The organism is Alkalibacillus silvisoli, assembly GCF_039521975.1.
Taxonomy (GTDB): domain Bacteria; phylum Bacillota; class Bacilli; order Bacillales; family Alkalibacillaceae; genus Alkalibacillus; species Alkalibacillus silvisoli.
Map to the genome: position 1 here is coordinate 1 of NZ_BAAACZ010000026.1, position 22,959 is coordinate 22,959.

Consider the following 22,959-nt stretch of genomic DNA (forward strand, 5'->3'; position numbering starts at 1 on the left):
GTAATTTTCTATTACTTTGGGTCAGTTTTCAATTGCGATTCTGGGTCAGTTTTAGATTACTATAAACAGTTGTTGGTCAATCTTTTAAAATCGTTTTTACTCTTAATATGACCATCGTACATAATTCCACTATGCTGAATAAAGTTGCTTATCCTGTTTAAGTTAAAATTACAAAATATCATTATTCTTAAATAAAGCTTAAACCTATATTGTTTATCTATCGTTTTTTTAAGCCTAGTCTCATAAATGTCATTTCATAAGTTGCATATAAAACAAAAGAATACATATAAAAGACAAACAAGAAAGACAATAAAATTGGTAATAGTATCGCCTTTATTAAGTCCTCAACAACTATATCATTCCAATTTATAATCAACGATACTATTGAGTAAAATAATATAAAGATTCCTATGATTGCCAAAGTCGTATTAAGGATTTCTTTTGTCTTTCTATACTCGTATCCCGTGTATCCTGGTCTTTCTAACACTATTGTGAGTATAGCTATAAAAACAATAAACGGTACTAATATTAATTCCCATATTAAAGGAAGGCTATATAAATTCACAATAAACTGAAGTAAAATCAACAATTTGAAGTTATTTTTTAAAAAATTGACAAAATAAGTAGAATCCTTCGCCTTTTCAACAGCACCAAAAGAAGATACTACACCAACAACAAAAAACCAAATAATAGTACCTTTTAGGAGCCTTAACTCCCAGTAACCAACTTTAAAAAGAAATATAATCATTACAATAAAATATAAAAGCATACTAGTATACCAAATAAGCAATTTGCCACTAATAGCTGCCTTTATTATTTTAGGAATTTCTTTTCTTACATTTCTAATAGTTAGTATCATAACAATAAATGCAATCATCCAAAATCCAATAGCTAACTCCCTGTTAGTAAAAATTTCACTAAGGTTTAAATATAGCATATTAAAATAATCGAATACCTCTTTTATAAATACATGAGCATTAGTCAGAAGGTAATTTAAGTCTATTAATAAATCTATTACTAATCACCTCAGTGTCTGTATCATTATACGATTCACCATTGATATGGAGCAGTTACTTTGCCAATTCTTCCGATTGACGAAAATCAAATAAAAATGTATAACTCAGCATAAAAGTCATCAGATGAAGTCTTAAACTCATCAAAGTCATTAATGACTTTTAAGCCTTCGAACACATCCTCCGTAAGTGATGGTTCATAAATGACAACCTCAACACCATTATTACGCACGCGTTCGATTATGCTTTGAATGGCAGATTGTCTGAAGTTATAAGAGTCTGTCTTCATCGTTAAGCGATACATTCCAACTGTTTGGATATTTCTTGCTAGGGTTCTGTCTGCTATGTGATCTTTTCTTGTGCTATTCGCATCAACAATAGCTTGGATGATGTTAATTGGCACGTCTTTAAATTAGCTAATAGTTGTTTTGTATCTTTTGGTAAGCAGAAACCGCCATAGCCAAATGAAGGGTTGTTGTAGTGGTCTCCGATTCGTGGATCTAGACTTACCCCTTCAAAGATAAGTATTAGCAAATAATTTAATAGCTTCTGCTCCTCTTTGAGTTGTTAAATAACGTTGGGATATCTTCCTTGATAGCACCTTCAGCTAGAAAGTTAGCAAACGTTTTAGCTCGTTCTGACTTCACTCCAACGATAATGCGTAAAGAGTGTAAGTTGTCATATAACGCTTTTCCTTCTCTTAAGAATTCAAGAGAGAAGAAAATATTCTCAGTATTATACCTCTTCCTTAGCTCTCCAACTGAAATTGTTGATTTGATGACCAAAGAAGCGCAGGGACGGTTCTCGTGTCCTGAAAACTTAGTCTATTGGAAAAACACTAGGAAGCGCGTGAACCGTCCCGCAGATTCCCTACGCCTTAAAGACAAGGTTAGGGGAAACGCCCAAAATTCTCGCTGCTTGTCTTTGAGAAACACCGTTTATCCGCTTTACTTTTTTCAATAAATCATTCCTTTCCATCCTTGGCAAACCCTTAATTTGCGGTATCTCTACTTCGCCAAGAACCTTTCGTGCCTCTTCATCGGATAACCTTAGTTTATAGATAGACTCATCAAGACACTTGTCATGGTTTCTTTTTTCATTGTCCTATTTCAATACATTTTTCACTATATTTTTGCATGGGTTTAGGAAGTATTAGGAAGCACGAGACCCGTCCCCGTGCTTCTCCCAGCGATATCTTCGCAGACAAAATAAACACAAAAGTTCGCATACTTCTAACTAAGTTATGTAATTGGTCGATATCTAATTCTTTCATCGGCAAGATCTTTGCTACTATTCATATATATTTAGCCTTTTTTCCTGCCGCAAGCACTGTATGTTCCAAAAGTTTAGCAATTGTTACTGGCCCTACACCTCCTGGAACTGGTGTAATGGCAGAGCATTTTTCAAGACAAGATCCATAGTCCACGTCACCAGCATTACCGGGGTTGTATCCAGCATCAATGACAATTGCCCCCTCCTTAATCCACTTGCCTTTTACAAACTTTGGTTTACCTACAGCTGCAATAACTATATCTGCCTGTCCTACAATTTCTTCAACGTTCCTTGTATAAGAATGACATGTAGTTACTGTTGCATCTTCATTAATTAGTGCTGAAGATAATGGTTTTCCAAGTATAGAACTTCTTCCAATCACAACTATATGTTTGGACTTCATTTCTATATCATAATATTTAATTAGTTCTATAATAGCAGCTGGTGTACAAGATAAAAAAGAGTTTTTTCCCATCGCGATATCTCCAAAACTAGTACTTGTAACACCATCAACATCTTTTTCTAATAGTATTCGGTCAAAAGCTTCTCGCTCGTTTAGATGACCTGGTATCGGGTGTTGTAGCAAAATACCATCAACTTCATAGTCACTGTTTAACTTATCAATTAATTCAATTAGCTCATCTTGAGTAATATGCTTATCTAGTCTAAATGAGAGTGGTTCGATACCCATTTTTACACTAGCCATTTCCTTCATATTTACATATTTATGGGAAGAAACGTCATCTCCTACTATTATAGTTGCTATTTTTGGTTGTTTATTAATAGATTTCATATAATTTAATAATCGTAACTGAATTTCACTAGCAACAGGGTTTCCGTATAATAGTTTTGTCATATTAGCAATCCTTTCGAGCTTCTATTTTTGTTTATAACTTATTCATTTATTAAACCAATAATTAAATTACTACTATTAAATCAAATTGATATCTAAAGCAATAAGAAAATCAGATATCAAACGTATCCTACTTTACTCAGGGGGTGGCTTGCGATGAACACAACAGCAGAAGCTGGTTGGCAAGTGGTGAACAAAGGAAAGTCCCGATGTTGACATTAATTTGGTAAACGCGTTCGTTGGAATACCGTGAACACCTAATACTTTATATCTGTCCCATCCATTATAATGATTTTCCCAGTCAAAGAAAATTACTGCTTATAACTTAAGAAAATAATGATTTTACACAATTATTATTTTTCAGTATTAGTTAATTTCCTATGAGCGGGATAACCTTGGAATTATAAAGGGGCTTTTTTATGTATTTAATCGTGCGTTCAAGGTTATAATCTTGATAATAATGAATCACTAAAAATATCATTTCAGAAGAATCAATTAATAGATTTAGCAACACATACTGTCAAATCAATTGATTATATAGTTAATGAGTCAATTGATTATCATGAGTAAATAACATTATTTTAGCATCAAACCCCAAAACGCATGTATTTTAAGAGGTGGCCTTTCGGCCACCTCTTAATCTCTACTAAATACATCTCGTGTATATACTTTATTACGAACGTCTTGTAGTTCTTCTGATAGTCTATTGGCTACGATTACATCAGATGAGGATTTGAACTGATCAAAGTCGTTAATGACTTTTAAGCCTTCGAATTCATCTTCTGTAAGTGATGGTTCGTAAACGACAATTTCAACACCTTTCGAACGTAAACGTTCGATCACGCCTTGAATGGCAGATTGTCTGAATTTACCGGAGTCTGTCTTCATTGTTAAGCGATAGATTCCAACCTTCTCAGGATTTCTTGTCAGAATCCTATCTGCAATGTGGTCTTTCCTTGTATCATTGGAATCGACAATTGCTGTAATGATGTTATTAGGTACATCTTCAAAGTTAGCTAATAACTGCTTTGTATCTTTTGGTAAGCAGTAACCACCATAACCCAATGAAGGGTTGTTGTAGTGATCTCCTATTCTTGGGTCTAGTCCTACTCCTTCAATGATTTGTTGTGTATCTAAGTCGTTAATCTCAGCATAGTTGTCCAGTTCATTAAAAAATGATACGCGCATCGCTAGATAAGTATTGGCAAATAGTTTAATCGCTTCTGCCTCTGTTGAGTTTGTAAATAACTTGGGTATATCATCTTTGATGGCACCTTCTGCTAATAGATTAGCAAACGTTTTAGCTCGTTCTGATTTTTCCCCAACAATAATACGAGAAGGGTGTGAATTATCATATAACGCTTTACCCTCTCTTAAAAACTCAGGTGAGAAGATTATATTCTCAGTATTATACTTCTTCCTTAACTCTTCTGTATAACCAGCTGGAATGGTTGATTTAATCACCATGATCGCGTCTGGATTAATATCTAACACATTCTCAATCACTGTTTCAACTGAGCTCGTATCAAAATACTTTTGCTCTGGATCATAGTTCGTTGGTGTTGAGATCACAACATATTCAGCATCTTTAAATGCTTGTTCATTACCTGTTATTGCTGTTAGATTTAAATCTTTAGTTGCTAAAAATTCTTCAATCTCTGGATCGACAATTGGAGATTGTTTATTATTGATTAAATCAACTTTATCTTGCATTATATCTAATGCGATGACTTCATTATGTTAAGCTAGTAGGACAGCGTTTGAGATTCCTACGTAGCCTGTGCCGGCAATAGTAATGTTGCGCATTACGTTTCTCCTTCTTTCTTTAAACCTGTTATAAAAGAAATTAAGTACAATGATTGTAGTAAGTTAAAATGTTGTTCTTCCTTTAATTTGTTATTATTTAATAATTCAATAAAAATATTGTGCACTTCATTGTACTCTTTCTCTAATATATCTAGACTATATTTATTAAGCTGTTCTTTAAAGTCCTCAGTTTGAATTAGGACAGATTTATCATTCCATGGTCCTTGCACTCCTCTTATTATCCCTAATTTCTTAAACATAGAGTTCTTCATACGTACTAATAATGAAATTGGTATATTTATATACCATGGTAAATACGGCAAACGACCATCAGAATGAAATAAGAACTTTGTCGTACTCAAATATGGTTTGCTGAAACTATGAAAAAATCTTCTATTCAGTTTAAGTGATTGGGGGGTTTTTGCGCTAACTTTCACAACTCCATTTGCTAAAAAAGGTTCGTAACTTGGAAATAGCCGTCTGTTTACAGCTAGGTTTGCCATGTTTTTATTCATACTGCTTGGCCATAACTCAAACCATTCCTCCGAAGAATTAGGGCGTAAACTTCTGATTTGATTTAGATGGGATTCTCTTCTCCTATTTATCTCATTAATGATTTGCTCACTAAACAAGTTTGTTTTTACTCCATTTTCCTTTTTCGATTTTATTTGTGGAATGTATGGTCTACCTCCACCTTTAATGAGTGTTATATGAGAACCTTTCAATAGAGCGTCTGCGCACAAGCCACCCCAAACGGATTCATACCCCTCTAGTTTGCACTTAGTATGAAAACCATATGTATGAGCATGGATATATTGAGCACTGGTACTAGCAAGCCTGGATGAATTCTCCATAATGTCTAAATAATGTGTAGTGCTTCTTATGTAATAGTTAAATTTAGCATTGTTATTCTGTGCTGCCTTTTTCGCTAGGTTCCCCTCCCTATTCATTTGGTCCAGAAAGATATAAGCATCCCGATTGTAATTTCTCAAAACAGAAGAAAGCAAACGAGAATCTTCTCCACCACTAATAAATTGTGCTACTTTTCCACCTCTAGATAGTACATTCAATACATAATTATTTAAAGCTTGGTCTAATTCTTGGATTGCAGGCTTTTTTTCATAATTCTTTTTTTCTTCTTCTGGTGACCAATAATTAGTTGTTATAATTTTATCATTTCGTGCTTTCACCTCTGAGGCTGGTGGAACTTGAAACACGTTACTGTAAACTGTGTATGGATAAGTCACTATTCCATTTAAGACAAAGTCTGCTATGGATACATAGTCTAACCATTCCCTTTCCCCTGATGCCAATGCGATTAAGTCTACATGTGAAGAGTAATTTTGTTTATTTACACCACCGCAACGATAAACTGGGATAAATGACATTAAGTCAGTATATACAAAATGTTCATGTGTATGTTTATTTACTACCACCAAAACAAAAGGTCCGCTTAGGTCTTCTCCCCATTTAATTTGTCCGGATTTCCATTGGTCTAGTATTAATGATGTTAAGTGGTTTGAACCTTTGGGTTCGTTTGTTGAAAAGTTTAATACTGGTCCCCCTAGTACAGCCATTATATATTGCTCATCCTCAACTGGCTCAAAACCATAATACTTTGTTTCTGTTACAAACAAAGTACCCCACTCCCCTTGAAAGAAAGTATCATTAGTATAAATATCTCCAAAGATTTCATCACTGAAATATTTCAAACTATTATAATCATATAACTCATTACTAAGAAAAAAGTCACTCATTTTTATCCCCTTACTTTCAATTGACCATGATCAAACCTCATGCTTAAACTAACTGCTATAAAAATTAAAATTAAATTTAAAATGGCACCTGTAATACCTAACAGCGCAACTGTCAAAATATCATCTTCTAATATTACAAAGCCAATAACTAAGACACCAACTCTGACTACCAGCATAACAATTGATATAATCAGATGTAATCTTTGGGCATTTAATACAGGAAAGGATTTAACACTTGGCTTATTCATAAAACCAAAGTACGTCCATAATGCGATCCACTGTGCATATTGACCAGCATTATACCATTCATCACCAAAAATTATGGCAAACAAGTGTGGCCCAAAAGCTATAATAATTCCGAACGGTATTATTCCAACTAAAGCTAATAAAAAAGTGGCTTTCTTAATTAATCTCGTTAAATTCTCTCCATTGTGAGCTGCTGAAGATATACGTGGGTAAAAAACTTCACCAACTGATTTGCCTAATAGATTGACTGGAACTTGTAAAACACTTCGACTTAAAGTATAGAAACCTGCTGCTGCTGCACCGAAGAAACTTGCTATAAATAAAATAGGCAAGCTTTGTGAAACGGCGTTTAAAAATGTTTCTGGTGCTCTATACTTTGGAAAATCATAATACTTCTTAATTACTTCTTTGAAAGTTAAGCTAGATTGAGTTAACTCGATTGAAAGATCCTTGTTTTTTCTTTTGATTTTAAAATATATAAATACAGCAACAATACCTTGTTTTAAAACAGTAAACAGTATTAATACTGTAGCTATTGGATATATAAAGCCTATTAAAACCATACTACCATGTGATATAAGGGCTTGATATACAGTAGCAGAAGCGATGATATTGAAAGTATTATTTCTAATTAACCACTGTCTAAGGATTTGTGATAAACCAGCCAAAAATACCGCTAATGGGATAAATAATAAATAGTTGCCTAATTCACCTAAGTTTGCAAGATTTATTATAATGTCTCTAAATAATAAAATGGCTAATAACAAAACCGTGGATATTAATATAAGTATTTTCAATGAGGTTTTTATAATACCAAAAGATTCTTCTTTTTCTTTTGGCAATACAATAGCAATTGGTAATGTTAGAGCTGCGATAGGAATAAATACATTAATAGTTGCCAAAAACGCACCCATCACTCCGTATGCTTCAGGTCCATATATGCGAGTGATAATCGGTAATAACAAAAACGTTATTACCTGTGCCATTGCTGTACCTGATGCAACTAGAAAAACATTTTTAATAAATTTACTTTTAAATTTTTTCTCAATATTCATTTTCATAGTTTCTCAAATTTTTCCTATCTATTAAGTATTAAATACATGCAAAAAATTGTTACTACTCTATCATTTAAATTTGTGAAATCTCATATTCAAAACCTTAATTGTCTTGCGAAAGGTAGAGATTATTTCAGAAAAGTTTTGAGAAGTTCAGTTATTTATTTGTTTAAACTTAAAATTCTTTAATTTCAATAGTATCTCATAAACAAAAACACTTGATCTCCCAAACGTCTGTAAAATAAGTAATTGAATCATTATACTGAACTTGAATTTATTATAATCCATTAAGCTTATATATTTTTTTGTATTTTTTATATAGGTTTTACAATATATATTATTTCCCCTCTCTAATCTTCGAGAGTGAAAAGCCATATTAAAATTAAATATGGCATTCGCATAATTCGAAACTTTGCATTCATGTTTCATCAGAAATACTTTTGTAGCTTCATGATTCATTTTTGAACTCATTCTATCAGCTCTATCTTGATATAAGACAACTGTTGGAATAGAATTATAAGCAAGCTTAAATTTTTCATCAAATCTAATAGCAAAATCCCAATCTTGGTGCTTATTCAAAGCTTCATCAAATTTTATTACTTCAAATGCATTTCTTTTCATAAAAAATGTAGATGTTCTGCATGTGCCCTTTCTCGAAAAGATATATTCAGCAATTGTAGAATAATCATTAGAATATGCACTGATATTTCCATCTAAAAAAAACCCGTTGATAACTTTAGAAAAGTTTCCAAACACACCATCTGCGTTTGTGGATTTTAATCTATTTATACAACTCATAAGGTGATCTCTTTCCCAAACATCATCACTGTCAAGAAAAGCCACATATTTCGACTCTGAAATTTCAACACCTTTATTTCTTGAAGCTGCTGCATTTGAATTTTCACTATTTTTATAATATTTTAATCGTCGACTACTAATATTTTCTATTACTTCCCTCGTATTATCAGTAGAGTTATCATCAACAACTACTATTTCAATATTAGGATAGCTTTGGTTCAACACACTTTGAATTGTTCTCTCTATTATATTTGACCTATTATATGTTGGTATTATTACACAGATTTTTTCGTATTCTGTAGGTACCATACTTATAGTCATTCCTTTCTGGTTCACTGTATAGAAAAAAGCATAGAATCGTTTAGCATACACATTTCTCTCAAAAAATAGCATCATTGTTAAGAAATATAGTAATTCACAAACTTAAATTAACTGGTAGACAAGTCCTTGAAAAAGTGAGAGGCTAGGTTTTGAAATTTTCATGTTTATTCACTAGATAATGTCTTCTTGTGATATTAACACCAATACCGATAATAAACCACTGGAGCAATGCTACAGCTAATATATTCTGTGTAAATGTTACTTCAAACAATTGATAAGCCAAAATAGCCATAAAGATTGATGCGATTAACCTAACGCTCTTATCTTGTCTTGCTAAATAATAATAATTCCAAACAGAAAATAATAATAAGAAAAATATCGTACTACCTATTATTCCTACCTGTAATGTCATTTGTAAGTAGTAATTATGAGCTGATAAATTTGTTTCTAAAAGGCTTGAGGGTAATGCAGAAGCTCCATACCCTACCAACGGTTCTCTTTCAATTTTTTCTAAGATATCAAACCAAAGAATTTCTCTTCCAGAAAAGAAGTTTTTTCCAGTATACAATCGGGAGAGCTCTTGTAGTTTATAACCAAAAGGTGTGAAGATAAGTTTTGGATAGCCCACTGTTACTACAAAAAGTATAATAGAAAAAATAATAAAACTTAGTTGATAGATAATTTTATTTTTTATTAACATAGGCCATAAAATATATACAACTAAAAAGATCAATATCATTAACCAAGCTGCCCTAGAACTAGAAGCATATACCAAAAGTAAACCCAGAGTTAGAAAGACTCTAAATAGGAGTTTATTAGCAGCTTTATGATATTTTTTGAATATAATAAATATACCTATTGTCATCGAAATAAATACTCCGAAGGTATTTGCGTTATTCATCAAACCTGAAAAACGAGCATCAAACCCAGCCAATCCCCACCACAATAAAAGATAAAAGAAAATAATCATGATAAAATAGTAGCCTAATTTATGGTTAAAATGATTAAAGGGAATAAATACAACCCCCCAAAAAAATAAGATAACCATAGAAATTTGTAATACCATAACTAAAGAGTCTAACTTTAAATCATTAAAAATACTTATCACATAGGTAGCAATAAATAGTAAGGAGAATATATACAGCCATTTTTCTTTCCTAAAAATGAATTTGGTTTTTAACACATTTAATAAAAACACAAAAAAACCCATTATCATTAGAATTCCAATAGATAAGAATCCTATTTGAGATAATATTCCACTAGAATGATTTAGCCCACTAATCATTATTAAAAAAATAATAATAGTTGATAACAGTACGGTAAAATCAACTTTTGTTTCATTTAAATTATTAGTATACATAGTTTACACTCACTTTTTCATAAAGTCCCACCTATTTTGCTAGCTATGGAATTTATTACAATATGTATTTTGAACCTAACCTATAAATTCTTATATAATTCCTTTATGCGCTGTAGGATCATTAAAAAACTTCTCAATTATTAATTCACTATTTTTAATAATATCGGTGTGCTCTATATTTTCAACAGAAAGATACTTATATAAATGACCTTCTCTAATAAAATAATTGACGATATTTTGCATAACCTCATAAACTTCATCAAAGTCATCCATTAAATCAGAATGCCTTTGATTATTATTTAATCTAGAATTCAATCTTTTTTTATTCAACTCTTTTGGGCATTCAACCCTTATTGTCAAATCTACCTCATCAATAACATTATTAAAGAGCTGATAAACATCTTTACGGCCACTATTTACACTAACTGCCCATATATAATGTAAGATTCCTTCATCAAAGATAATTATTTTATTATGTTTTCTATACTTATCTCTAAGAGACAGTACAAACAAAATATTAAAAGCCAGTCTAAAATTATCAAAAAAACTTATTAGTCTCGATTTATGAATTTTTGAAATAACTGTAAAAAAAGTACGTAAGTGTGTTATACAATATAAAGTAACAGAAATAGATTTATATATATTACGTACAAGCCAACTTTTTTCATTCAAGGAATTGAGCGGAAAAATAACTGAATTATTTTTTCCTAACCTTTTATACATCTCCTTTGCAAGAGTAGTTTTCCCAGAAGCAGGAAGACCGATAAGTTCAATAATCACTATAAACACCTCCATACTGCAAGTGTTGTATCTAAAGATACTTTTTCTAATGGTTGATCTGCATCTATAATTATTCTCTTGGTATCTTCTCCAAAATCTAAGTTTAAAATTTTATTCATTAACTCTTTGTGTGAATCAATTTCTATTTCATTAGATTTGCGATTATACGCAACACTAGAAGAAACTTTCAAGATAATTACTACATCAGGCTTTACTAGATTTGCCAATTCAAAAGAATGTCTTTCAAATCTCTCTAGTAACACATTAGGGAATCCATGCTTAAGGTTATTATTAAGATAAAATCGAGGTCCATCCGCCATATCAATAACTTGGGTTTGAGGATATCTATCAGTAATTACTACGTATCCCTTATTTCTAAATCTTCTCGACTGTTTGATTTTCCTTTTTCTTTCTCTTGTTAATGTATATATCCACGGAAACTGACCAACTTTTCTAATCACCCCAGCCTTAGCATCCTCGCCAACCCTATAAGTTTTACCACTTTCGTCAACTTTCTTACTTTTTCTATTAAGAATATTCTTCTTAAGCAGGTATTTATATGAAGCTTTTAAGGGCTTTCTCATTAGTGAGCTATTTCCATCTCCACTACCTAAGTAAATCTTATTCACATCCATTACAGGATGCAGTTTATTATACACTTCCTTAATAATTGTTGATTTTCCAGCCCCATCTGGACCTAGAAATGCAATTACTTTTCCACCAGCAATAGGTGTCCTTCTATAACTTTTTGCACTTTTATAAATTTTATTATTTATTACTTGACATACTCTAAAATATTCTCTTAACCAACGAGTGACTGTTCCACCCAATATAGTGTAGCTCTTAAACGGTCTACACTTTTCCTTAATAGCTTTACTCAATTTGCGTACCGAGTTGTATTGTAAATTCTTTCTATATACAGACATCATCAAAGAGGCGATATTTCCATCAAACAGTTCTTTTACAATTTCATGAAATAAATTTACATCACAATTATCTTGTAACCACTTAAATTCAGCGTGCGTAGAACTCCCAAATATATCTTTACCAAGAATAAATTTTAATCGGTCTCTATGTCGAAGTTTTAGTGCAGATCTCAGCATCAATAACCACATTTCATCTTCATGTGAACTAATATAAATATTATTTTCACTATCAAATATGCGTCGATTTAATACTGACTTTGCAAACGGTAACTGATATCCCTTTAAAAACTTTTCACCCAATGTTAGTTGATAGTGTAAATGTAAATGCACAAAAACACCTTTTTCATGATCGAACCCCAAGTAGTCCTCTATCCCAACATAAGCTCTTTTTTCAGGTAACCTAAACCTTTTGTAATCCAATTCATTTAGTATTATATTTAACTTCAGAATATCATCCTGATCAATCAGAACATCAATATCATCAACACTAGTAAATGCATCGGCAACATGTTGATTACTTTTCCAGTGACAATAAATAATACCTTCTTCATTAAGTCTATCGATTAACTTTCTAACAACCTTCAATTCCACAATTTATTACCTCTCATTTTTAAGGGCTTGGCTTATCGCGTCAATATAAGTTACTATGTTTTTATCAAAATTGAACATGTCTTGGGCACGCTGATATCCATTTAACCCCATATTTTTTAGGTCATGTTTATTCATTCCATAGCAAATTTTCATCTTACTAACCAGTTCTTCTAGATCTCCTCTAGGTACTATAAATCCACATGTTTTGTTTTCTACTACTTCGGTAAATCCTGATGCGTCCGATACTATTAGTGGCTTTCCGCATGCCATAGCTTCAACTGCAGCTACACCAAAGCTTTCATTATAACTAGGTATACATACTACATCTATTTCATTCATAGCTGTAGGAACTAGCTCATTTTGAATAAAGCCTTTAAAATGTACATATTCTGCTATATTTAATTCTTTTACTAACGTTTTATAATATTCTTCCCTTGACCCTCTTCCATAAATAAGTAGTTTACAATTTGATTTATCCTCAAGGCTTTCTAAAAACTTCGCGAAAGCTTTAAACAACAATTCAAATCCATACCTATCTTCTAGCTTTTTTATGATACCAAAAGTAAAGGACTTTTCCTCTTTATTAGCTGTAGTTTCGGTCGGCTTAAACAATTTTAAATCTATACCAAAATGTGTAACATAGATAGGATCTTTTGTTTTGTAAAATTCACGTACTTTATTAGCCATAACTTCACTAGTGGAAGTAATCACTTTTGCACTATCTAAGTTTTTAATTATACGATTCATATTAGATTTAGATTTAAAAGGATATTCGTATACATCACTTCCGAATACAGATGTTACAATAGGCTGAATATTTGCCAATCTAGCAAGGGTGCCATAACCGCTTACGTAATGACAATTTACAATATCATAGTTCCCTTTTAGTAATAACTTTTTTAGTTTTAAAGCATTTAAATAATAACCAAGTTTACCACCAAAAGGTAGATAAACTAACTTTACCTTTTTATCAAAATCAGAAGTTAATTTATTATGGTTCGGTAATGTGTATAAGGTTACACTATGTCCATGTTTAACCAACCCATTAGCTAATTTTTTAACATGAATTGAATTCCCCGATGATACAAACGCAATTTTCATTTACAACACCCTTCACCTTTTTGAACCAGAATTAATATTATGTCTTAGCCTGTATGACAACTTTTATTTAATCATAAGGAGAAAACTTAAATATCAGAGCATTTTCCATAATATAAAGTTTTTTGTAATTGTTAAAAGCTAGTTAAAATTTTTTGTACTTTTTAATTTTTCTTCTGTGATCTAAAAATTCTTTGATACAGTCAAAGGGGGAAGTGAAAATAGCTCTAAGTAGTTGCTTAAATGCTATATGGTATTCACCACTTCTTTTGCCTGCAACCATCATTACTGTGTGATGTCTAAACTTCACATACTGCCTCTGCCTTAATGTTAAGTATTTAAAATACTTTTTTTTAAAATGAAATAATTCTACTTCTTTACTAATTTTATTTTGACCTATTGATATACGCTCTTCATCATGTAAGTATTGGATTACATACGCACCTTTCATGTATCCAATTTTTAAACCTCTCTCAATAGCTTTTAACATTAACATAAACTCTTGACCCATTTTAACATCATCAAAAGCACCAATAGTAACAATGGCTTCTCTTTTAAACATATAAGTTGCTGTTGGAGTTAAATGATGCATAAGATGGTGTTTTAGAAGCTCTGTATTAGAAGTATGTTTTATATAACAGTGTTCTCTATAGTCCACTAACAAGTCATCTATATTGTGAAACCTTACATCAGTAAATGATAGATCAAGATTTTTTTTCAGCATAAAAGCTACTTGTACTTCCACTTTTTTTGGTAAATAAATGTCATCATCATCAAGGAATGTAATAAAATCACCTTCAGCTCTGAAAACACCTTCATTTCTGGCAAGTGCTCCACCCAGGTTTTGTTTGGTTTTTATATATTTAACCTTATTATTATCATGATACTCTTTCATTATCTTTTCAGTGTCAAACCTATAACTCTGATCAGGATCATTATCATCCACAATTATTATTTCAATATTTGCGTATGTCTGATTCAAAACAGATTCAATAGCTCTTTGAAGAAACTCACTTCTTTTATAGGTTGGTATAATTACACTTACTTTTTTGTTCATATATTAATCTCAACACCTTAGCTAGAATAATTTAGGCCCTATTTAAATTTCTATATAAATATTTATACTTCTGTGTTGTTAATTGATTCATCAAAAGACATAGTTTCATAATCTATACGTTTATTGTTTATTAAAGTTCCTGGACTACCAGGCAACTCATTATCATAAACAAAAGTGCCAAAGACCTTCCTAAATGTCTCTGACTGTTTAAGAGCTATAGAAACAGCCCAGTTTAATATACTTGTTACTTTTAATTTTTTGCCATGAGCTTTTGCAACTTTTTTCGCCAACTGTGTCGTATTGACATAATCCTTATTTTGTGGAAAGTACAACCCACTAGCTTCGTGTACGATTAATAATCTTATGAATTCTGATAAATTATCAATATATATCATGCTACGTTCATTATTTACATTAGGAAAGAATGGTGCTTTTGATGCTAAAGTTGCAAGTTTATCATAGTTCCCAGGACAACCCCTTCCATATACAATTGGCGGCCTTACGATTGCAATGTGAAAGTCATGATTCCTTAGTTCTTCAAGGTGTTTTTCAGCTTCATATTTTGATTTAGCATAAGGTGTCTTAGGTGCAGGAATAGTATTGTTTGTAATGTGCCCTGTCTCCATACCATAAACTCCCATAGTACTTACAAATATGAACTGTTTTACTCCTTCTTCTTTAGCTTTATTAGCCAATTCTATAGTGAGATCCCGGTTCACTTTATAATACTGATCCGTATCATTTTCTTTTACATGAACAATTGCAGCGGTGTGAAATACTACATCATAACCTTTAAAGGATTGCTCTTTCCACTGTTCTCCTCGCACACTAATTGTTTCTACTAGATACTTGTCGGGATATTTTGATAACCATTTAGTAAAAGACGCACCTATATAACTATTCACACCAGTTACAAGTATTTTTTTCATTTTGAATAAGTCTCCTCTATAGTAGCAGCTACCTCTTTGGCCCCTTGATTGATTTCTACTAAGCACTTGTTAACGTACCTATTTTCACCTAATAAAACGACGCCAACAGTTCGTAAAATAATCTTTATGTCTAGCAATATACTAAAATTCTCAACATAATAAATATCAAACTTGTATCTATCTTCTAAGGGAATATAAATATTGCCACTCACTTGTGCTAAGCCAGTCATACCTGGTCTCATGATAAGTCTTTTCGAGATCTCATCATCGTAATCTGCAAGGGATGCAATTCTTTCAGGTCTTGGTCCAACTAAACTCATATCACCCTTTAATACATTTAGTACTTGAGGCATTTCATCTACCTTCGTTCTTCTAAGCAGCTTACCAATTGTAGTGACACGATCATCATCTTTCAATACCTCTTGTCCTTTAACCATTCTTTCTGACCCCGGTTTCATCGTACGAAATTTATAAACTTTAAAGATTTGTTTGTTTAATCCAGGTCTATCTTGCAAGAAAAAAACGGGCCCTTTAGAAGTGGCTTTGATTAATAGTGCTGCTATAACCCACAGTGGTAAAAATACTAGAAGAACTATTAAAGAGACCACAATATCAATCATACGTTTAGTAGATCTTTGAAACTTTCTTCCTTCCATTACTATCCCTCAATTTCGTAATCAATAGGAATTAAATACCCATCTCTAAGTTTTATTGCACCTTCGTATTTGTTTATCTTTGCTGACCATATTCTTATATTATGATCTTCACCTTTATAGAAAGCCCCTGGATATGGATGTGTAACAGCCCGAACTAATTTATCAGCCTCATCCATAGTCATGCTATTTAAAACCTCGCCATCTTTTGGCGTTCTTCCAGGCCATTCAGTAGCATCTGCATCGTTTTGTTTTGTAAGAGTAATATTGTTATTTACGATATCTTCCCAATACTTTCCGAAAAGGGTAATATGCATATCATCTACTTTTTGATAAAGTTCAGTTGCTGTAGTGTTCTGATCCAGTTTAATAACTCCTTGACCAATAATATCACCAGTATCAACACCTTCATCTAACTTAAACATGGTTACACCTGTTTCTTCTAAACCTTTGATAATTGCCCATGGTATTGCCGCTCTTCCTCTACCAATTGGTAATAGAGTAGGATGCATACCTATACAACCGTGCGTAGGTGCTTCCAGAACTTCCTTTTTAGCAATTTGAGACCAACCAATAATAAACAACCAGTCAATCTCGTATTCTTTTAAAGCTCTAAGAACCTCTTGGTCATTGATATTATCAACCTTCAAGAGGGGTGCATTATGTTCACTTGCAATTTCATCTAAATAAATTCTTCCAGACTTATCTTTAGCTTTTTTGTCTTGTAGTGTGATAAGTAAATTTAAATTCCCACCAATATGGTATATTTCTTCAATGCAACTAAGTCCTAATTGTACACAAGTTGCGAATGCGATTTTTTTCTTCACTCTACCTTCTCCCCTTAATTCTAGAGTCCACGACGAAATACACTTTCAAAGGCCTCAGCGTAAACCATCCCTGATTCCCCTCCACGGTAAGCAGCTAAACCTTTTATTACCTCTTTACTTCTAGGATGAGGATAATCTCTCATTACTCCACGATACTGTTCTAGAGCCTCTATCTTTTTATCAACACTTTTTTCACCCACTTCAATAAAAGTGTTCGGTGAAAATTGATTCAAAGTTTTGTTAAGCCCCCAATCTGTAGATGACGGAACTTCCATAAAGAGCAATTCTTTTAAAGGTTTAACATCACTCCTTCGTTGGAATAACCTTGATGCAGCTTGGCAAGCCATAGATGTATGTAAATGATCGTTATTTAAATCCGCTGGATGGTGCGTAAAAATTACATCAGCACCAGTTTCAATAATTGCACTTTCAATAAACTGTACAAGTTTTAAATGGGGGACCATGTTAAATTCAATGTTTGGAAAACCACCAGTAATGACTCTATCAACGTCTAAAATATTCATTGAACAATTTACATCTTCATTTAATTCTTCAGTACTCGGTCTGAAGTTTCTAGCGTTAACGTCACCTGAAAGAATGCAAACATTTACGGAATGCCCTTCCTGTGCTAACTTATACATAGTAGCACCCGCCCCTAGAACTTCATCGTCTGGATGTGCAATAACAACTAAATATGACATAACATTTACCTCTCTTATGTTTAAAGTGTCTATGCTTTAATGATTTATTAGTAACTTAGTAGTTAATTAGAACTCATTCCGATTAACTACTAATCTACAACCTATTCTCGATTGGTTACGGTTACGGTCATCACTTCTATTATTAATTTCTGACCTTTCTAACTTGTTATGTATTATAAGGGCACCCAACCTCACGCTACATGATTGACAACAGGCGTCTAACCCACAGCATGGCCGGGTGCCTCCATTGATAATGGTGAAAAAGACTTAACCTTAAGTACTACCACAATTTGATAAAGTTTTTTTGAATTGCTTCTCTCGTTCTAATAAATCCTCCATAAATTGATGTAGTTCATCTCTCACATCTTCACGCTCAAGCGACATCTCAATCGTCGTCTTCAAAAACCCTTTAAATTCACCTACATCATAACGACGGCCTTCAAAGTCATAAGCGTATACAGACTGCAGTTCATTTAACATTTGAATGGCGTCTGTTAGTTGGATTTCGTTGCCTGCTCCTATCTTTTGCTCGCCTAAGAAATCCATCACCTCAGGGTTCAACACGTAACGACCCATAATCGCTAAGTTAGAAGGTTCTTGGCCAAGTGCTGGTTTTTCAACAAAGTTATTAACACGGTATAAGCGTCCGTCTTGTTCTAATGGGTCGATGATGCCGTAACGATTGGTTTCGCCGTCTGGTACTGTTTGAACGCCGATGACTGATTTTCCTGTGCGGTCGTATTCGTTGATTAGTTGTTTAAGGCCTGGTGTTTCAGCACGAACGATGTCATCGCCTAGTAATACCGCAAATGGATCATCGCCAATGAATTTTCGGGCACACCATACAGCGTGTCCTAATCCTTTGGGCTCTTTTTGTCTAATGTAGTGAAGGTCGACGTTAGATGACTTTTTCACTTTTTCTAGTAGGTCGTATTTTTCTTTTTCTATTAGTGTGTCCTCTAGTTCATAGGCGTTGTCGAAGTGGTCTTCGATTGCGCGTTTACCTTTACCTGTTACGATAATGATATCTTCAATGCCTGATTCGATTGCTTCTTCGACTATGTATTGAATCGTTGGTTTGTCAACGATTGGTAGCATTTCTTTTGGTAGTGCTTTGGTTGCTGGTAGGAAGCGTGTTCCGAGGCCTGCCGCTGGAATAATCGCTTTTTTGACTGGTTTCATTTTAACGTCCCCCTATGCTAGTTCGGTTACTTTTTCTGGTTTGACTTCAATTAGGTCAAATAAGTCTTCTTTTAGTTGGCTTTCTTGACCAACTAATAGACTGTCAATTTCTTGATTAACGCCGCGTACGTTATCAAAGGTACATTTGCCAACGTAAATCTTCGGAAAGACTTGTTGATCTGACACTTCACCTTCACCAAGCAGTTCTTCATACATCTTCTCACCTGGGCGAATGCCGGTGAATTCGATGCCAATATCGTCTGATGAATAGCCTGATAGTTTGATTAAGTTCTTCGCCAAGTCAACAATTTTAACCGGTTCGCCCATGTCTAAGACAAAGATCTCGCCACCGCGTGCGACTGATCCTGCTTGAATGACAAGTTGGCTTGCTTCTGGGATCGTCATGAAGTAACGGGTCATCTCTGGGTCTGTTACGGTTACGGGGCCGCCTTGGCGAATTTGTTCTTTAAAGAGTGGGATAACGCTTCCACGACTACCAAGTACGTTACCAAAACGAACAGCTAAGAAGTTTGTCTTGCTATGTTGTGATAGGTTTTGAATAATCATCTCAGCTACACGTTTAGTCGCACCCATGACATTCGTTGGGTTAACCGCTTTATCTGTAGACACGAGTACAAAGGTCCCCACATTGTATTCGTGTGCTGCTTCTGCGACATTTTTCGTACCAAAGACGTTGTTCTTAACCGCTTCACGCGGGTTAAACTCCATTAGTGGTACGTGCTTGTGCGCTGCTGCATGGTAGATGACATCAGGCTTGTACTGCTCTATGACTTCGAATATTTTACTGCGATCTTTAACATCTGCTATGATCGGTGTGATTGTAAATCTGCCTTCATAGCGATTTGTTAAATAGCGTTCAATTTGGTAGATACTATTTTCACCATGACCGAGGATGATCATGTGTTCTGGGTCAAATGGTCCGATTTGTCTACAGATCTCTGAACCAATTGAACCGCCCGCTCCTGTAATTAAAACCGTGCGCCCTGTTATGTAACCTGATATCTTATCGATGTCTAAATCAATTGGGTCACGGCCAAGTAAATCTTCAACTTCTACATCTCGTAATTGATTCACTGAGACTTTCCCTGTTACGAGGTCTTCAAACTTCGGAATAATTTGCGTTTTGATATTAGTCTCTGAACACTCACTGAAGATTTCATTCAGTCGCTCTCTTTTTAAAGACGGTATAGCAATGATGATATGTTCGATGTTATGTTTTTTTACAACGTGATTTAAGTCACTAATGCTTCCTGCCACTCGGACGCCATGAATTTGCATTCGGTCTTTTGTTACGTCATCGTCTATGAACGCAACAGGTTTCAAATCACCTTCTTGACTGGTTTGAAGCTGCCTTGCCACCATTGCTCCTCCAGCACCCGCACCAATGATTAAAGCGCGCTTTTGACCTTTTCTTTTAGACATAACCCGGTCACGGAAAATACGCCAAGCAAACCTCGAACCCCCGATCAGTAGAATATGTAACATCCACGTGATCGCTAACGCTCGACCATAGGCAATTCCGTACATAAGCACTTGCACTAATCCTGTAATGAAGATCGACAATGTGACAACATTAAAAATCCCCATTAATTCTCCAATACTCGCATACTCCCACACTTTTTGGTATAAGCCGGTAAGAAATGCAAGGATATGGTGTGCGACTACTAAAACAATAGATGATAGAATAATAACATTTTGATTGATCGTAAATGCATCATACAAGATGAATGCACTTAAATAAATAGAACCCAAGACAATTAACGTATCTAACAAAAATAGGCTAGATAATCTTTTTTTATAAGTCATAAACACCTGTCCCCATAAGTGATTATTTTTTAGTTCTTTATAACTATTTAAGCCCCCTAGTAAATAATTATAAAGAACTAATACTTTGTAACTAAACGAATCATAACTGGAAATAATATTAGCAGAGTAAATTACATAATTCAACAGGTTTTACCAAGAATATAACAAATATGTTACAGCAATAATTGGAAAACTATTACTCGAGCATCATCATTTAATATAGTAGAAAGTCTTAGATTATTTCCCTTAACTATAAGCTTTCCAGAAAAAATTATCAATTGTTTTACAAAAACTCTGTCAATCTGTGTTATAATTTGTTGCGACTTTTATATTTAATAGATTAGGAAGGAAGAATTATATGGAAGATACGATTTCATTACAGGAAATATGGCAAATCTTGATGAAAAGAATAAAAATGATTATCGCGATTACGATTCTAGCTATTATAACAAGCTTTGTGTTAACGTCATTCTTTATGACCCCCCAATACGAAGCGAATACACAATTTATTGTTAACCAGTCTAACAATCAAGCTGAGCAACAAATTACACAGGGAGACATTCGAACTAATGTCGAACTCATTAATACATATAATGTCATCATTCAAAGCCCAGCGATTTTAAGTGAGGTCATTGATGAATTAGGTCTTACTTTAACAGCGAGTCAGTTAGCGAACCGAATTGATGTTAATAATGCTGATAACTCTCAAGTTGTGAATGTGGCTGTTACAGGGCCTGATCATGACCAAGCTGTTAATATTGCGAATACAACGGTTGATGTCTTTATGACAAATGTTCCAGAGTATATGAATGTTGATAATGTCAGCGTGTTATCAGAAGCGATCTATCAAGCAGACCCATCTCCTGTTAGTCCTAATACAACGCTTAATATGGCAATTGCGATGGTGTTAGGTTTAATGGTTGGTGTTGGACTGGCTTTCTTATTAGAGTACTTAGATACGACAATTAAGACAGAAGAAGATATCGAGAAGGCGCTAGACTTACCTGTGATGGGGATTATTTCAACGTTTGACTTTGATGAAAGTAGCGGCGTCAATCGCGCAGATAAAAATAGTAGAAAGGGTGTTAAAATTGGCTCGTAAATCAACGGTTCAGCGTGCACAGCAGCACCGAAGCTTAGTTACTCATGATCAACCGAAATCACCAATATCTGAACAATACCGAACGTTAAGAACGAACCTTGAATTCTCAGCAGTTGATAAAGAATTAACTACAATCGCAGTCACATCATCTAACCCTTCTGAAGGGAAGAGTTTAACAACAGCCAATCTAGCTGTAACATTCGCTCAACAAAGTAAGAAAGTATTACTGATTGATGCTGATTTGCGTAAACCGACAGTCCATTATACCTTTAGAACGAATAATACTTTTGGGTTAAGTAATTTATTAGTAGGTGACCATGCTTTAGAACAAGTCGTTCAAGATGTGAGAGTTGATAATTTGGACGTTTTAACTTGCGGGCCAGTCCCACCGAACCCATCTGAATTACTAGGGTCAAAAGCAATGAGACAACTAGTAGAAAATGCGAAAGAAAGTTATGATTTAATCATTTTTGACACGCCGCCTGTTCTTGCGGTGACAGACTCTCAAGTACTTTCTCAATTTGTAGATGGTGTGTTACTCGTTATCAGAAGTAAAGTAACGGATAAAGATACCGCAATTCGAGCGAAAGAACTACTTAACCAAACGCATGCTAATATTTTAGGAACCGTCTTAAACGATCGTGAAGCAGACGAAGGTAATTATCATTATTATTATGGGAATTAAGGTGGGAAAGTCTCATAGGGGAGTGACTCTATGGGGCTTTAGTTTTATTTGGTTGTGTGTTGGTGTTGGTGTGAGCGCTGATAAATTGGTGCTGAGCGCTGATAAATGGGTGCTGAGCGC

The 22,959-nt window shown here is 33.8% G+C and carries 18 protein-coding genes and 2 pseudogenes; 2 read left to right on the forward strand and 18 right to left on the reverse strand.

What is annotated here, in order from left to right; all coding sequences use genetic code 11:
- Positions 1-217: 217 nt before the first annotated feature.
- The 18 genes and pseudogenes from ABDZ63_RS13320 to ABDZ63_RS13405 form a co-directional block, all read right to left on the reverse strand.
- Positions 218-937, reverse strand: coding sequence for a hypothetical protein (locus ABDZ63_RS13320; RefSeq protein ID WP_343784258.1), 720 nt, complete (start codon positions 935-937; stop codon positions 218-220).
- Positions 938-1,134: 197 nt separating this feature from the next.
- Positions 1,135-1,810: pseudogene (locus tag ABDZ63_RS13325) on the reverse strand (UDP-glucose 6-dehydrogenase family protein); the annotation flags it as partial.
- Positions 1,811-2,307: 497 nt separating this feature from the next.
- A complete protein-coding gene (locus ABDZ63_RS13330; protein WP_343784260.1) occupies positions 2,308-3,141 on the reverse strand; it encodes a bifunctional 5,10-methylenetetrahydrofolate dehydrogenase/5,10-methenyltetrahydrofolate cyclohydrolase in 834 nt (277 codons plus the stop codon).
- Positions 3,142-3,774: 633 nt separating this feature from the next.
- Positions 3,775-4,944 (reverse strand): annotated as a pseudogene (locus ABDZ63_RS13335) (nucleotide sugar dehydrogenase).
- Positions 4,944-6,701: an asparagine synthetase B family protein gene (locus ABDZ63_RS13340; RefSeq protein ID WP_343784262.1), complete on the reverse strand. Its 1,758-nt coding sequence runs from the start codon at positions 6,699-6,701 to the stop codon at positions 4,944-4,946. The pseudogene ABDZ63_RS13335 and the gene ABDZ63_RS13340 overlap by 1 nt, the downstream one beginning before the upstream one ends.
- A 2-nt stretch (positions 6,702-6,703) precedes the next feature.
- Positions 6,704-8,002 carry a lipopolysaccharide biosynthesis protein gene (locus tag ABDZ63_RS13345; RefSeq protein ID WP_343784264.1) on the reverse strand — a complete coding sequence of 433 codons (1,299 nt, stop codon included), beginning with the start codon at positions 8,000-8,002 and terminating at the stop codon, positions 6,704-6,706.
- A gap of 153 nt (positions 8,003-8,155) precedes the next feature.
- Positions 8,156-9,136, reverse strand: a complete 981-nt coding sequence (locus ABDZ63_RS13350) for a glycosyltransferase family 2 protein (RefSeq protein WP_343784266.1) — start codon at positions 9,134-9,136, stop codon at positions 8,156-8,158.
- A 127-nt stretch (positions 9,137-9,263) separates the two neighbouring features.
- The gene (locus ABDZ63_RS13355) at positions 9,264-10,481 is read right to left on the reverse strand and encodes an O-antigen ligase family protein (RefSeq protein ID WP_343784268.1); all 1,218 of its coding nucleotides are present in this window, start codon (positions 10,479-10,481) and stop codon (positions 9,264-9,266) included.
- 90 nt (positions 10,482-10,571) lie between these two features.
- Positions 10,572-11,261, reverse strand: a complete 690-nt coding sequence (locus tag ABDZ63_RS13360) for an ATP-binding protein (RefSeq protein WP_343784270.1) — start codon at positions 11,259-11,261, stop codon at positions 10,572-10,574.
- Positions 11,261-12,778, reverse strand: a complete 1,518-nt coding sequence (locus ABDZ63_RS13365) for a hypothetical protein (RefSeq protein WP_343784272.1) — start codon at positions 12,776-12,778, stop codon at positions 11,261-11,263. Before ABDZ63_RS13365 ends, ABDZ63_RS13360 begins: the two co-directional genes overlap by 1 nt.
- Before the next feature lie 6 nt (positions 12,779-12,784).
- A complete protein-coding gene (locus ABDZ63_RS13370; RefSeq protein ID WP_343784274.1) occupies positions 12,785-13,879 on the reverse strand; it encodes a glycosyltransferase in 1,095 nt (364 codons plus the stop codon).
- 142 nt (positions 13,880-14,021) lie between these two features.
- Positions 14,022-14,933: a glycosyltransferase family 2 protein gene (locus tag ABDZ63_RS13375; protein ID WP_343784276.1), complete on the reverse strand. Its 912-nt coding sequence runs from the start codon at positions 14,931-14,933 to the stop codon at positions 14,022-14,024.
- Between the two features lie 62 nt (positions 14,934-14,995).
- Positions 14,996-15,862 (reverse strand): NAD-dependent epimerase/dehydratase family protein, encoded by an 867-nt coding sequence (locus tag ABDZ63_RS13380; RefSeq protein ID WP_343784278.1) that lies wholly within the window; start codon positions 15,860-15,862, stop codon positions 14,996-14,998.
- Positions 15,859-16,518 carry a sugar transferase gene (locus tag ABDZ63_RS13385; protein ID WP_343784280.1) on the reverse strand — a complete coding sequence of 220 codons (660 nt, stop codon included), beginning with the start codon at positions 16,516-16,518 and terminating at the stop codon, positions 15,859-15,861. The genes ABDZ63_RS13380 and ABDZ63_RS13385 overlap by 4 nt, the downstream gene beginning before the upstream one ends.
- Before the next feature lie 2 nt (positions 16,519-16,520).
- Complete coding sequence (locus ABDZ63_RS13390; protein ID WP_343784282.1) at positions 16,521-17,342, reverse strand: formyltransferase family protein; 822 nt, start codon at positions 17,340-17,342, stop codon at positions 16,521-16,523.
- A gap of 20 nt (positions 17,343-17,362) precedes the next feature.
- On the reverse strand, positions 17,363-18,043 hold the full coding sequence (locus tag ABDZ63_RS13395; RefSeq protein WP_343784284.1) for a PIG-L deacetylase family protein: 681 nt from the start codon (positions 18,041-18,043) through the stop codon (positions 17,363-17,365).
- 273 nt (positions 18,044-18,316) lie between these two features.
- Complete coding sequence (gene galU / locus ABDZ63_RS13400) at positions 18,317-19,225, reverse strand: UTP--glucose-1-phosphate uridylyltransferase GalU (protein ID WP_343784286.1); 909 nt, start codon at positions 19,223-19,225, stop codon at positions 18,317-18,319.
- A gap of 12 nt (positions 19,226-19,237) precedes the next feature.
- Entirely contained in the window at positions 19,238-21,052 is a 1,815-nt protein-coding gene (locus tag ABDZ63_RS13405) for a polysaccharide biosynthesis protein (RefSeq protein ID WP_343784288.1), read from the reverse strand.
- 358 nt (positions 21,053-21,410) lie between these two features.
- Between ABDZ63_RS13405 and ABDZ63_RS13410 the strand changes: the two genes are divergently transcribed.
- Both ABDZ63_RS13410 and ABDZ63_RS13415 read left to right on the forward strand, forming a co-directional pair.
- On the forward strand, positions 21,411-22,154 hold the full coding sequence (locus ABDZ63_RS13410) for a YveK family protein (RefSeq protein ID WP_343784290.1): 744 nt from the start codon (positions 21,411-21,413) through the stop codon (positions 22,152-22,154).
- Positions 22,144-22,839 carry a CpsD/CapB family tyrosine-protein kinase gene (locus tag ABDZ63_RS13415; protein WP_343784292.1) on the forward strand — a complete coding sequence of 232 codons (696 nt, stop codon included), beginning with the start codon at positions 22,144-22,146 and terminating at the stop codon, positions 22,837-22,839. The genes ABDZ63_RS13410 and ABDZ63_RS13415 overlap by 11 nt, the downstream gene beginning before the upstream one ends.
- Positions 22,840-22,959 lie beyond the last annotated feature (120 nt).